The 12,620-nt window shown below is 60.4% G+C and carries 13 protein-coding genes; 9 read left to right on the top strand and 4 right to left on the bottom strand.

Annotation, left to right across the window (positions count from 1 at the left end; all coding sequences use genetic code 11):
- Positions 1 to 72 precede the first annotated feature (72 nt).
- The 4 genes from AC4PTT_RS00575 to AC4PTT_RS00560 all read right to left on the bottom strand — a co-directional run bounded on the left by AC4PTT_RS00575 (position 73) and on the right by AC4PTT_RS00560 (position 2,615).
- Positions 73 to 213, bottom strand: coding sequence for a helix-turn-helix transcriptional regulator (locus AC4PTT_RS00575; RefSeq protein ID WP_492162578.1), 141 nt, complete (start codon positions 211 to 213; stop codon positions 73 to 75).
- 152 nt (positions 214 to 365) lie between these two features.
- A complete protein-coding gene (locus AC4PTT_RS00570) occupies positions 366 to 1,109 on the bottom strand; it encodes a hypothetical protein (protein WP_492161917.1) in 744 nt (247 codons plus the stop codon).
- Positions 1,110 to 1,111: 2 nt separating this feature from the next.
- Positions 1,112 to 2,425 (bottom strand): tyrosine-type recombinase/integrase, encoded by a 1,314-nt coding sequence (locus AC4PTT_RS00565; protein ID WP_492161916.1) that lies wholly within the window; start codon positions 2,423 to 2,425, stop codon positions 1,112 to 1,114.
- Positions 2,426 to 2,435: 10 nt separating this feature from the next.
- On the bottom strand, positions 2,436 to 2,615 hold the full coding sequence (locus AC4PTT_RS00560; RefSeq protein ID WP_492161915.1) for a hypothetical protein: 180 nt from the start codon (positions 2,613 to 2,615) through the stop codon (positions 2,436 to 2,438).
- Between the two features lie 653 nt (positions 2,616 to 3,268).
- Between AC4PTT_RS00560 and AC4PTT_RS00555 the strand changes: the two genes are divergently transcribed.
- The 9 genes from AC4PTT_RS00555 to AC4PTT_RS00515 all read left to right on the top strand — a co-directional run bounded on the left by AC4PTT_RS00555 (position 3,269) and on the right by AC4PTT_RS00515 (position 12,614).
- Positions 3,269 to 4,855, top strand: a complete 1,587-nt coding sequence (locus tag AC4PTT_RS00555; RefSeq protein ID WP_113153748.1) for a peptide ABC transporter substrate-binding protein — start codon at positions 3,269 to 3,271, stop codon at positions 4,853 to 4,855.
- A 74-nt stretch (positions 4,856 to 4,929) separates the two neighbouring features.
- Positions 4,930 to 5,847, top strand: coding sequence for an oligopeptide ABC transporter permease OppB (oppB, locus tag AC4PTT_RS00550; protein ID WP_113153749.1), 918 nt, complete (start codon positions 4,930 to 4,932; stop codon positions 5,845 to 5,847).
- Complete coding sequence (locus AC4PTT_RS00545; RefSeq protein ID WP_206546553.1) at positions 5,840 to 6,982, top strand: ABC transporter permease; 1,143 nt, start codon at positions 5,840 to 5,842, stop codon at positions 6,980 to 6,982. Before oppB ends, AC4PTT_RS00545 begins: the two co-directional genes overlap by 8 nt.
- 1 nt (position 6,983) lies before the next feature.
- On the top strand, positions 6,984 to 8,624 hold the full coding sequence (locus AC4PTT_RS00540; protein ID WP_113153751.1) for an ABC transporter ATP-binding protein: 1,641 nt from the start codon (positions 6,984 to 6,986) through the stop codon (positions 8,622 to 8,624).
- A 219-nt stretch (positions 8,625 to 8,843) separates the two neighbouring features.
- Positions 8,844 to 9,071, top strand: coding sequence for a hypothetical protein (locus AC4PTT_RS00535; RefSeq protein WP_317562487.1), 228 nt, complete (start codon positions 8,844 to 8,846; stop codon positions 9,069 to 9,071).
- A gap of 101 nt (positions 9,072 to 9,172) precedes the next feature.
- Complete coding sequence (locus AC4PTT_RS00530; protein WP_113153752.1) at positions 9,173 to 10,192, top strand: TRAP transporter substrate-binding protein; 1,020 nt, start codon at positions 9,173 to 9,175, stop codon at positions 10,190 to 10,192.
- A gap of 84 nt (positions 10,193 to 10,276) precedes the next feature.
- Positions 10,277 to 10,867: a TRAP transporter small permease gene (locus tag AC4PTT_RS00525; RefSeq protein ID WP_222474306.1), complete on the top strand. Its 591-nt coding sequence runs from the start codon at positions 10,277 to 10,279 to the stop codon at positions 10,865 to 10,867.
- 15 nt (positions 10,868 to 10,882) lie between these two features.
- The gene (locus AC4PTT_RS00520) at positions 10,883 to 12,166 is read left to right on the top strand and encodes a TRAP transporter large permease (protein ID WP_206546555.1); all 1,284 of its coding nucleotides are present in this window, start codon (positions 10,883 to 10,885) and stop codon (positions 12,164 to 12,166) included.
- 10 nt (positions 12,167 to 12,176) lie between these two features.
- Complete coding sequence (locus AC4PTT_RS00515; RefSeq protein WP_206546556.1) at positions 12,177 to 12,614, top strand: universal stress protein; 438 nt, start codon at positions 12,177 to 12,179, stop codon at positions 12,612 to 12,614.
- The last annotated feature ends 6 nt before the right edge of the window (positions 12,615 to 12,620 follow it).

Below are 12,620 nucleotides of genomic sequence, written 5' to 3'. Positions count from 1 at the left end.
GGCGAGCGCGGGGTGATATTGTCAGGAAATCTTTTCACGGTCGGCGTTCATGCGCCGGCCGTTTTCATTGGGTCAGGCTGTGCTCCGCGCAGCCTTGCGCGCTTCGATCCAGCGCGCGATTTCACTCTCCGGCCAAGCGGACCTGCGCCCTACCTTGACGGGTGCGGGGAACCTCCCCTGCCGGATATGCTCGTAGATCGTATTCCGCCCCATACTTGTGAGGTCTTTGACGACAGGGAGGGGCAGGAAACGTTCTGGCCTTTGCGGCTCAACTGACATCTTGGTTCCTCAAACGTTCGTGAATTGACCCAACGATTGTAGGACGTCAGCGTGCGTGGCGGGAGGGTGGTGGTTTCTGGATTATCTCACCGGGGGGCATAGGCCAAGCGCCAGAGCTCCTTAACAGTGGAAGCACTCGGCGCATAAAAGTCTACAAAGTTTCCCTCCCCCCGCGCGGCGGCTTCGGCGTCTTCGCGCAATTGGTTCAGCGAAACGCCTAACACTTCAGCTGTACGCCGTTTCCAGTCGAGCCAAGTGCGTGTGAAGCCTACATTGTTGATGTCTTCGTCGGTGGGGTGCCCTTCCGGCGGCAACACCCGCCTCCGTGCTTCCGCTTCTGTGATGCCATCGAACGCTTTACGGTGTAGGACGGCGAGGACAAGCAGGGCTTGCGCTGCCCGGGCGAGCGCCCTTTGGTTTCGGCCACTCGGGTTTAACCCAAGCATGTCAACGTGCTGCCGCCGCCCACGAACCCTGTCATCGGCAGCTAGCATGAAGGCTGTTGGCGAGAATTTTTTGGGGAGCACACCGCTACCGAACTGCCCCAAGCGTTCAAGCAGGTGGAACAGCACGGACCAATGATAGCGTGGCGGATCGTTGGGCCCAGTGTCACTCTCGCCCAACATATTGGTGGCGATTTCTTCCAATTCGTCGGCAATGCCCCGTCCCCGTGCGAGACCTGCCACGAGTTCCCAAAATTGACCCGGGTCTAGTTGCCCGTCACGGGTATCAGCTTCATCAAGCAGGGCTTTGAAAGCTCTCTCCAACTCGGTTCGTGGAACCGGCGCAGGAGCACCGGAGAGAATATCAGCGAGCGTTTCGCGTGCCATGCCTATTCTCCATTCGCTGCCCACATGGGGACCACGTTGATAGCCTTGCCTTGCCCAACGCGCCCGTCGCAGTAAGCGCCCCAAGCTTCCATCATCACCCGGCGGCGCTCAACGGCTTGTCCACGCTTGTATGCAGCTTGTACCTCGCTTAGTTGGTGCGCCAATGCTTCCTCGGCCAGCGCTGGATCATAGTCCGTTTCCTCGCTGATCCAGTCCCGGAACGAGCTTCGGAAGCCGTGGGGAACATGATCCTTAATCCCCATCCGGCGCATGACAGCCCGGAGCGTCATGTCGCTCATTGGCTCGCCCCGCTTCCCGCCCGGAAATACGTAGTCGTTTCCTGTGGGTGCGTTGATACAATGCGCTCGCGCCACCTCTAGTATGGCAATCATGCGGTCAGTCAAAGGCACGATATGATCGCGGCGCTTCGTGTCGCGCCGCGTTTTCATGCGCCTTGCCGGGATGGTCCAACGCTTCTGCTCGAAATTAAATTCGTCCCAACGGGCAAGCCGGACCTCGCCGGACCGCGACGCTGACAGGATGGCAAATTCCAAGGCTAGCGCCCCGCTCCCCGCCCGCTGGCGCAGTGCGGCAACAAAGGTAGGAACCTCCGACCACGGCATTGCGGATAGATGTCCATTGGTAAGCTTCTGCGGCGGTTTCAGTGTTGCGTTGAACAACTCCCACCTTGCCGGGTTGTCTTGGCGGTACTTGCTGTTCTGGATAGCGTGGTCAAACAGCGCTTCCAGCCGCCCGCGTACACGTGCAGCGGTGACGTGCTTATCCTCCCAAATCGGCTCCAAAACGGACAGAATGTCCTCTCGTGTAATGTCCGCCAGCTTCATGCTTCGCAGGTCCTTGGCGTGATGCGTAAAGGTGTGTTTCCACTGGTAGATGTGCTTTTGGTTGTGAAAGCTCTTAATCTTCCACGGAATGAATGTTTCGTCGGCATAGGTGCCGAACGTCGCGGCAGAAGCAGCGGTTTCGGCGGCCAACCGCGCGGCCCGTGCTTCCCGCTCGGCTTCCTCAATCGGGTCTAGCCCACGGGTAACGCACTCCCTCGCATGCTGTGCTTTTTCGCGTGCTGTGGCGAGCTTGACGTCCGGGAAACCTCCAAGGCCCATTTCGCGTTGGCGGCTCTTGCTGCCCTTCGCGGCCTGCGCGGCCAGATATCCGGGGTCCTTGGACGTGAACCGGAACGCCCATCGTCCATTGCCCTTCGCGGTGGCGCGATAGAAGAGGCCACCTCCATCTTTGAGGGTGGTTCCGGGGGCGGCATTCTTGACCTCTAGTGGCGTGAGCAATTTGTCTGCCATGGCCGCGCTCTCAATGCCGGGTGATGCGTTCGAGAGCGAATTGGACCGTCGGCCAGCCGTTCCCACCATGCCCGTATCGCACATGGCGGGCACGGAACCCCTCACCCAGATTAGCCATGACCGTGCTCACGATCTCGGTGAGGTTGTTCCATGTCGGAGCGGAGATTGTGGTGGGGCGTGAACTGTTCATGAAGGTGAATCCTGCTGCGGGTCCGCGATCTGATTGCCTCGGACCGCCGGACCTGTATGTCTGAATGCCCCTAATCTGCCCCTAATATTTAGGGGCTGTCAAGGGATGTCGCGGGCTTCTGCGGGACGATGAAGCATGAGACTTCTTAGAAAATATCTGATTTTATTGGGTAAAAGTTCATATAGGGATGTAGCGGTACGCTAGTTATGCGGACCTTGGCTCCACCAAATTTTCTCTGATCTCAGACACACAGAACCGGTCAAGCCGAAGTTTCTTCTTCTTCCGCGGCTTTTGCACAGTCAATCCGGTTGCGTGTTGCGACATATGGCCTTGAGCGATGTGGACGCACAGGCCGTCACAGCCGTCCGTCGGGCTGCATGAAATGTCGCAGGCAGAGGCCCGGCCCCAGCGTGAGTTCAGGCCCAGACGCCTTGCTCACCAAACGCATCTTTTGCCCTCTGCCCGAAAGCCGTCGAGCCTCTCGCAGTGTTCCGCTCAGCGGTAATGCATCCCATCGGTGTTTGCTGCGAATTTCTTGCAACCTTAGGAAATCCTCCCCGAAAGCGTTTGACGTATACGGAAATTCGTTGCCAAATGCCGCGTCTCTCATCCGTTCGTCGGATGATATGAAAGCAAAATGGGAGTGAGGGAAAATGTTGAAATCCCTGGTACGGCCGCTGCTCGCGGGTACGATTCTGGTCTCGACGGCGATGGCAGCGTCCGCCGTGACCTATGTACGCGGCAATGACGGCGATCCGGAAACGCTGGACCAGCACAAGACGTCGCTTGTTGCCGAAGCCCACCTGATGCGCGATCTCTATGAAGGCCTGGTCGTCTATGACGCCAACGCCAAGATCATTCCGGGTGTGGCCGAGGAGTGGAGCGTGTCCGATGATGGCACCGTCTACACCTTCAACCTGCGCGACGATGCAAAATGGTCGAATGGCGACCCGGTGGTGGCTGAGGATTTTGTGTTCTCGCTGCGCCGTATCATGATGCCCGACACGGGCGCGAAATACGCCAACATCCTCTACCCGATCAAGAACGCCGAGGCGATCAACAAGGGTGAGATGGAAGCCGATCAGATGGGCGTGAAAGCCGTCGATGATCGCACGCTTGAGATTACGCTCGAGCAGCCGACCCCGTTCTTCCTGGAGCTTCTCACGCACCAGACCGGCCTGCCGGTGAACCCGAAGGCCGTCGAGGCGCATGGCACGGATTTCGTGCAGCCCGAAAACATCGTCACCAACGGCGCCTACAAGCTCGTTTCCTTCACGCCGGGCGACAAGATCGTCATGGAGAAGAACGAGAACTTCCATGACGCCGACAATGTCCAGATCGACACGATCGAGTACATTCCGTTCGAAGACCGCGCGACCTGCGTGCGCCGCTTCGAGGCCGGCGAGGTTCAAAGCTGCTCCGATCTTCCGACCGAGCAGATCAAGTCCATGAAGGAGCGTCTGGGCGATCAGGTTCGCATTTCGCCCTATCTCGGCACCTACTATTACTCGCTTAACATGAAGCGCGATGTCATGTCGGACCCGAAGGTGCGGCAGGCGCTCGCCATGGTCATCGACCGTGAGTTCCTGGGCGACGAGATCTGGGCCGGCGCGATGCTGCCCGCCTATTCGCTGGTTCCGCCCGGCATCGGCAATTATGAAGGCGGCGGTTCGCCGGCCGAGTGGGCCGACATGTCCCTGCTCGATCGCGAAGACAAGGCCATCGAGCTGATGACGGAAGCCGGCTACGGTCCGGACAATCCGGTCACGGTCGAGCTTGCCTACAACAACTCCGAGAACCACAAGAACACGGCAACTGCGATTGCCGACATGTGGAAGCCGCTCGGCGTCAATGTCGAATTCAATGTCCGCGACCTGTCCGCTCACTATGCGAACCTGCGCGACCAGAAGGATTTCGACGTGGCGCGCGCCGGCTGGATCGGCGACTACTCCGACCCGCAGAACTTCCTGTTCCTGGTCGAGAGCGACAACACCGGCTTCAACTACGCCCAGTATGAGAACCCGGACTATGACGCACTGATGGACAAGGCCGCTGCCGAGACCGATCTGGTCAAGCGCGCCGAGATCCTGCGCGAGGCAGAAGCGACGTTCATGGCAGACATGCCCTACATCCCGCTTCTGTTCTACTCGTCCCTGTCTCTGGTGTCGCCCAAGCTCAATGGCTGGGAAGACAACATCCAGAACGTCCATGGGACGCGCTTCATGAGCATCAGCGAGTAACAACAGCGTTCGATCTTTCCGCCCGGCCCCTTCGTGGGCCGGGCGGTTTCGAACACATATGAGAGTTGGTAGCGATGCTCGGTTATGCCGTGCGCCGTCTTCTTGGCGCTATTCCGACCCTGTTCCTCATTGTCACCTTCGCCTTCTTCCTCATGCGGGTGGCGCCGGGCGGTCCCTTCGACCGCGAGCGCACGCTGGAGGCCAAGGTCCTGGAAAACCTCAACCGCGTTTTCCACCTCGATAAGCCGCTTTGGGAACAGTATTTCTATTATCTCGGCAACCTCGCCCGTGGCGATCTGGGTCCGAGTTTCATCTATCGGGATTTCTCCGTTCAGCAATTGATCGGCAATGGTCTGCCCGTGTCCATCCAGCTCGGTGGCATGGCCCTGCTTGTTGCGCTGCTGATCGGTAGCGTGCTCGGCAGTATTGCCGCGCTGCGCCAGAATTCCTGGGTCGACTATTCGGTTATTGCGGTCGCCACTTTCGGCATCACCGTGCCGAACTTCGTCGTCGCCCCGCTTCTGTCGCTGATTTTCGGTGTCTGGCTCAGCCTGTTGCCGGCCGGCGGCTGGAGCAGTCCTGAATCCATGGTGCTGCCCGTCATCACGCTCGCCCTGCCGCAGGTGGCGATCATCGCCCGCCTGATACGCGGCTCCATGATCGAGGCGTTGCGTTCCGACCATGTGCGCACGGCGCGGGCCTATGGCCTGCCGACGCGCATGATCGTGGTCGTGCATGCGTTGCGGGCGGCCTGTCTGCCGGTGATTTCCTATCTCGGGCCTGCGGCTGCCGCGCTGCTGACAGGGTCCGTGGTGGTGGAAACCATTTTCGGCCTGCCGGGCATCGGCCGTTACTTCGTCCAGGGCGCCCTGAACCGCGATTACACGCTGGTCATGGGCACCGTCATCATCATCGCCGTCTTCGTGGTGGTCTTCAACCTGATCGTCGACCTCCTCTATGCGGCGCTGGATCCGAGAGTGCGTTATGACTGACATCGCCACCGGCCCAATGCCGCCAGAGGGCGAGCTGCCGACCACCAAGAGCCGTTCGGCCTGGGAGACGGCTTTCATGCGGCTGCGCAAGAACCGCGCAGCCATGGCCAGCCTGTTCGTTCTGATCCTGTTCGTTTTCGCGGGCATCTTCGGGCCGATGCTGGCGCCGCATCCCTATGCGCGCGTCTATTCGGACTTCGTGAAGGTGCCAGCGAGCCTCGAGCCCTATCCGCGTCAGGCAGAAATCGTGCCGCTGGCCGAGTCCGCCCTGTCGCGGGCGCGGCTTGAAACCAGTTCCATCGAGCTTGATGGCGACAGGGTGCGGATCGAAGCAACATCCAGCCGCGAGATCGATCCGCGCGTGACGCGCTATCTCGACCGCTCGGATCTGTTCTCGAACGCCCGTGTGGTCGAGCAGGCCGGCGACAACAAGTCGATCATCATGGAGGCAGACGTCCAGCGTCTGCGTTTCATATTCGGCACGGATGCAAACGGGCGCGACCTGTTTGCACGCGTGCTGATCTCGATCCGCATTTCGTTGATGATCGGCGCGCTCGCCACGGGCGTGGCGCTGTTGATCGGCGTGATCTACGGAGCCACCGCCGGCTTCCTGGGCGGGCGCATCGACAACGTGATGATGCGCATCGTCGACATACTGTACTCGCTGCCCTTCACCTTCTTCGCCATCCTTCTGGTGGTGTTCTTCGGGCGAAACGTGGTGCTGATGTTCATTGCCGTCGGCGCGGTCGAGTGGCTGGACATGGCGCGTATCGTGCGTGGCCAGACCATCGCGTTGAGAAGGCGTGAGTTCGTGCAGGCGGCCGAGGCGCTGGGTGTCGGCTCAAGCGGCATCCTGAAGCGGCACATCATCCCCAACACGCTCGGCCCGGTGATCATCTACATGACGCTGCTGGTGCCCAAGGTCATTCTTCTGGAGAGCTTCCTCTCCTTCCTCGGCCTGGGCGTGCAGGAGCCGCTGACCAGTCTGGGCGTGCTGATCTCCGAGGGCGCGCGCAACATGCGCGGGGCGGCCTACATGCTGCTCTATCCGTCGCTGGCGCTGACCGCGCTCCTGTTTGCGCTCAACTTCCTGGGCGATGGCCTGCGCGATGCGCTCGATCCGAAGGACCGCTGACATGAAGCAGCAGAACGAGGAACGCATCTTCGACATAAGCGACATTCGCGTCACCTTCGACACGCCCGATGGCGCAGTCGAGGCGGTGCGTGGTGTGGACATGCATGTGAACGCCGGCGAAACGGTCGCCGTCGTGGGCGAATCGGGGTCCGGCAAGAGCCAGATCATGATGGCGTCGATGGGGCTTCTGGCGTCCAACGGCTCCGTCTCCGGTTCCGTCAGCTATCGCGGGCAGGAACTCATCGGCCTGCCGCGCGCGAAGCTCAACAAGATCCGCGGCGCGAAGGTCACCATGATCTTCCAGGAGCCGATGACCTCGCTTGATCCGCTCTACACGATCGAGCGGCAGATCTGTGAGCCGATCCGGGTTCATGGCGGGCTTTCGGCCGGGGCGGCGCGCAAGCGCGCGCTGGAGCTTCTCAAGCTCGTCCACATTCCCGATCCCGAGCGACGGATGAAATCCTATCCGCACGAAATGTCCGGTGGCCAGCGTCAGCGCGTGATGATCGCCATGGCGCTCGCCAACGATCCGGACCTGTTGATCGCCGATGAACCGACGACGGCGCTCGACGTGACCATTCAGGCCGAGATCCTCGGCCTGCTGGCCGAACTGCAGAAAAAGCTCGGCATGGCCATTCTCTTCATCACGCATGATCTCGGCATCGTCGAAGCTTTTGCCGACCGGGTCTATGTGATGCAGAAGGGGCTCGTGGTGGAGACGGGCGAGACTGCAGACATTTTCGAGCGGCCGCAGGAGGACTACACCAGAATGCTGCTGGCGGCGGAGCCGGAAGGGCACAAGCCTCCGGTCGGCAACGACCAGCCCATCCTGCTCGATGCGAAGGATGTCTGCGTGACCTTCGTCGTGAAGGGCGGCTTCCTGTCCGGTCCGGGCTACGAGGTGAAGGCCGTGCAGAATGTCGGGCTGACGCTGCGCGCCGGCCAGACCATCGGCATTGTCGGCGAATCGGGGTCGGGCAAGTCCACGCTCGGCCGCGCGCTCCTGCAGCTTCTGCCGTCCGAGGGGCGGGTGGTCTATCAGGGCACGTCCATTCAGGGGTTTGACCGGGCGGCCATGCGGCCCTTCCGGCGCAATCTGCAAATGGTGTTCCAGGACCCCTATGGCTCGCTCAGCCCGCGCATGACGGTGGGCGAGATCATCACCGAGGGGCTGCTCGTTCATGAGCCGCAACTGTCCGCGCGCGAGCGCGACAAACGGGCCATTCAGGCGCTGGAGGAAGTCGGGCTCGACCCGTCCATGCGCAACCGCTTCCCGCACGAGTTTTCGGGCGGTCAGCGCCAGCGCATCGCCATCGCCCGCGCGGTGATCCTCAAGCCCACCGTGATCGTGCTGGACGAACCGACCTCGGCGCTTGACCGTTCGGTGCAGAAGCAGATCATCACCCTGCTCAGGCGTATCCAGGAAAGCCACAACCTGTCCTTCATCTTCATCAGCCACGATCTGTCCGTGGTGAAGGCGCTGTCCGACTACGCCATCGTGATGCGTTCGGGCCAGGTCGTGGAAGAGGGGCTCACCAGCGACGTCTTCGATAATCCACAGAGCGATTACACGAAGGACCTGATGGAAGCAGCGTTCAATCTCAGGGAAGTCTTGCATCGCCAGGCAGCAGCCCGCGCATAGTATAAAACAGGGCTGTCCGCAGGATTGCGGGCAGCCCGTCATCGGTTTTCACTCCCCTCAATTACAGCCGCAAATATAAAGTTTCCGATTTTTCGGGAACTTTATCTCCCGCCGTCGCTTCTGCTAATGGAAACAATCGATTGCACAATCGATTGACTCTGCCGTGCGTCTGTTTCACGCTGGCCGGGTCGAACGACGACTGGGAGCAAGGAGGCGCGCTTGAGCGCACCCCAAATGATCGGCGCGAACAATGATGAGGCCATGCCCCTGCGGTGTGGCCATCTGCGTTCGTTCTGCTGGCAGCAGGCGTATATCGTCGCTGTCATCATGAGCGCCGCATCTTTCCCCCTGCTTCTCGGGCGCAGCAAAAAGCGCCGTCGTAGATTCCCGGCAAAAGCGCGTTTGCGCGGAATTGCGACCGTACCGGGCTGGTTTCCAGCCAGTTGACGCCGTTCGCCTGAATACGATTTGCCTTTAGCCGACAACGGCTTCTGGCGCGGATTCCCTTTTTGCCTAAACCAAGTACGTCAAAGACAGAGGAGAACAGAATGCGTTCCATCAAGACCCGCTTAAAGGCAGGCCTCGCCGGCGTCGCGATCTTTGCGGCCGGTGTAACCGCTGCCCAGGCGGACACCTGGAAATACGCTTTCGAAGAAGCGATGACCGACGTTCAGGGCGTCTACGCCCAGAAGTTCAAGGAAGAGATCGAGGCCAATTCGGACCACGAGGTCCAGCTCTTCCCGTTCGGCACGCTTGGCGAGTCTGCCGACATCATGGAGCAGGCACAGGCCGGCATCCTGCAGTTCGTTGACCAGTCCCCGGGCTTCACCGGCGCGCTGATCCCCGAAGCGCAGGTCTTCTTCGTGCCTTACCTGCTTCCGGCAAAGTCCGAAGAACTGGGCGACTTCTTCCGCAACTCCAAGGCCATCAACGAGATGTTCCCGGAGCTCTACGCTCAGCAGGGCCTCGAGCTTCTCACCATGTTCCCCGAGGGCGAAGTGGTGATGAACACCAAGGATCCGGTGGAGAAGCCGGAAGACCTGAACGAAGTGAAGTTCCGCGTCATGACCAACCCGCTTCTGGTGGAAAGCTACAAGGCATTCGGCGCAACGCCGACGCCGCTTCCCTGGGGCGAGGTCTATGGCGGCCTGCAGACCAACATCATTCAGGGTCAGGAAAACCCGCTGTTCTGGGTCGAGTCCACGAAGATGTATGAAGTGACCGGCGCGATCACGCTTACCGGCCACAACAACTTCACCACCGCTGTGATGGCCAACAAGGAATTCTATGATGGCCTGAGCGACGAGGAGAAGAAGCTCGTCCAGGACGCGTCTTCCGCAGCATTCGAGCACATCCTCGAATACCAGAAGGGTCTGAGCGAGGAATCGCTTGCGAAGATCAAGGAAGCCAAGCCCGAGATGACCATCAGCGATCTCACCGAAGAGCAGCGCGCTCCCTTCAAGGAAGCCGCCGCGCAGGTTGAGGCCAAGTTCATCGAGATGACCGGCGACAGCGGCAAGAAGATTCTTGACCAGATGAAGGAAGACCTGAAGGCCGCGACGCAGTAGCCCGCTGCCCGCAGCAAAAACAAGAAGAGCCCTGCGGCCCCTTTTGGGTCGCGGGGTTCCGTCATCTCACTGAGGGGAATGAAGATGGGCAGTGACGACGAAACATCTGAACAGCACAGCGAAACATACGAATCCACACTGCCCGGTGTGATCGGCATGTTCGACAATGCCATCAGCCGCATCGAGTCGGTGATGCTCGCGCTCGGCGTCATGCTCATGGCGCTCAACACCATCGCCAATGTGGTCAGCCGGGGCATCGGCCACACAATCTTTTTCTCCGAGGAGCTCAACAGCATCCTCATCATTCTCATCACCTTCGCCGGCATCGGCTATGCCGCGCGTCACGGGCGTCACATCCGCATGTCCGCCCTTTACGACGCCCTGCCGCCCAAGACGCGCAAGGTGCTGATGATCGTCATCACGGTCATCACCGCGCTGACCATGTTCGCGCTCTGCTATTTCGCAATTGGTTACATCGGCAAGGTGGCCAAGTCCGGTCGCATCCTGCCGGCCATGCAGATCCCCGTTTACTGGATCTATCTCTGGGTCCCTGTCGGCTTCTTCATCACCGGTGTGCAGTACGCGCTCACCGCGCTGAAGAACGTCGTCCAGAAGGACATCTATCTCTCCACGCATGTTCTGGAGGGATACGAAGAAGACGAAATCGAGATCTGACCGGGGCCAGCGACCATGACACTCAAAATCTCCACCATCATGATCGTGTTGCTGCTCTTCGGCTTCCCGATGATGATTCCGCTCATTCTGGGCGCGGGCTACGGCTTCTATGGCCTGTTCGGCGGTTTCGACCGCATGGACTTTATGGTTCAGCAGATGCTGGCCGGCATTCGCCCGGCGTCGCTGATCGCCGTGCCCATGTTCATCCTCGCCGCAGACATCATGACCCGTGGCCAGTCGGCCGACCGTCTGATCGACATGGTCATGAAGTTCATCGGCCACATCAAGGGCGGCCTGGCCGTCTCCACCGCCACCGCCTGTACGCTGTTTGGCGCGGTGTCCGGTTCGACGCAGGCCACGGTCGTTGCTGTCGGCTCGCCGCTGCGCCCGCGCATGCTCAAGGCCGGCTACAATGATTCCTTCGTTCTGGCGCTGATCATCAACGCCAGTGACATCGCCTTCCTGATCCCGCCATCCATCGGCATGATCATCTATGGCGTCGTCTCCAAGACCTCGATTGCAGAACTCTTCATCGCCGGCATCGGGCCGGGCCTTCTGCTTCTGGTCCTGTTCTCCGCCTACTGCATCGTCTACGCGACCATCAAGGGCGTGCCGACGGAACCAAAAGCGCCGTGGGGCGAGCGGGTCGCAGCCGTGCGGGCGGCCATCTGGCCGCTGTTCTTCCCGGTCATCATCGTTGGCGGCATTTATGGCGGCATCGTCAGCCCCACCGAGGCCGCGGCCATCTGTGTGGCCTATGCGCTGTTCCTGGAGCTGGTGATCTTCCGGTCGCTTTCCATTGCCGACATCTACAAGATCTCCAAGTCGACCGGCCTCATCACTGCGGTGGTGTTCATTCTGGTTGCAGCGGGCACGGCCTTTTCCTGGGTCATCTCCTTTGCCCAGATCCCGCAGGAGATCCTCGGCGCCATCGGAATTGACGAGATGGGGCCGAAAATGGTCCTCGCGGTCATTTCGATCTCGTTCTTCGTCGGCTGCATGTTCGTGGACCCGATCGTGGTGATTCTCGTTCTGGTGCCGATCTTCGCGCCGGTGGTGGATTCGGTCGGTCTCGACAAGGTTCTGGTCGGCACGATCATCACGCTGCAGGTGGCCATCGGCTCTGCCACGCCGCCATTCGGGTGTGACATCTTCACGGCCATCGCCATCTTCAAGCGGCCCTATATGGACGTGATCCGTGGCATCCCGCCATTCACGCTCATCCTGCTTGGCGTGTCGGTGGCGCTGATCTTCATCCCGCAGATCGCCCTGTTCCTGCCCAGCCTGGCATTCGATTAGGAGACGCGTCATGTTCAAGAGAATACTTGTACCCGTCGACGGTTCGGAAAACGCGCTGAAGGCACTCGAGATGGGCGTTCAGATGCAGAAGACCACGGGCGCCGAGTTGATGACGCTCACCGTGTTCCGGCATCACAGCCTGCTTGAGGCGTCCATGTCGATGGTGCGGCCCGATGATCCGCAGAACATTGATGACGTGATGCGGGAGCATGCCAAGGAGATCGCCGATGCGGCCAAGAAGGCCGCATTGCAGATGGGGGCGGAAAACCCCCGCGCCTTCGTGAAGAACGGCCAGCCGGCGCGCACCATCGTCAAGTTCGCAAAGGAACGCGAGGTGGATCTGATCGTGCTCGGCAGCCGTGGACTGGGTGATCTGGAGGGGTATCTATTGGGCAGTGTGTCGCACAAGGTCACCAGTCTGGCCGGTTGCCCGGTCATGGTGGTCTAGTCAGTC

The organism is Nitratireductor sp. WH36-1, assembly GCF_058725515.1.
The sequence above is the reverse complement of the archived record's forward strand: the minus strand, read 5'-3'. Positions and strand labels throughout refer to the sequence as shown.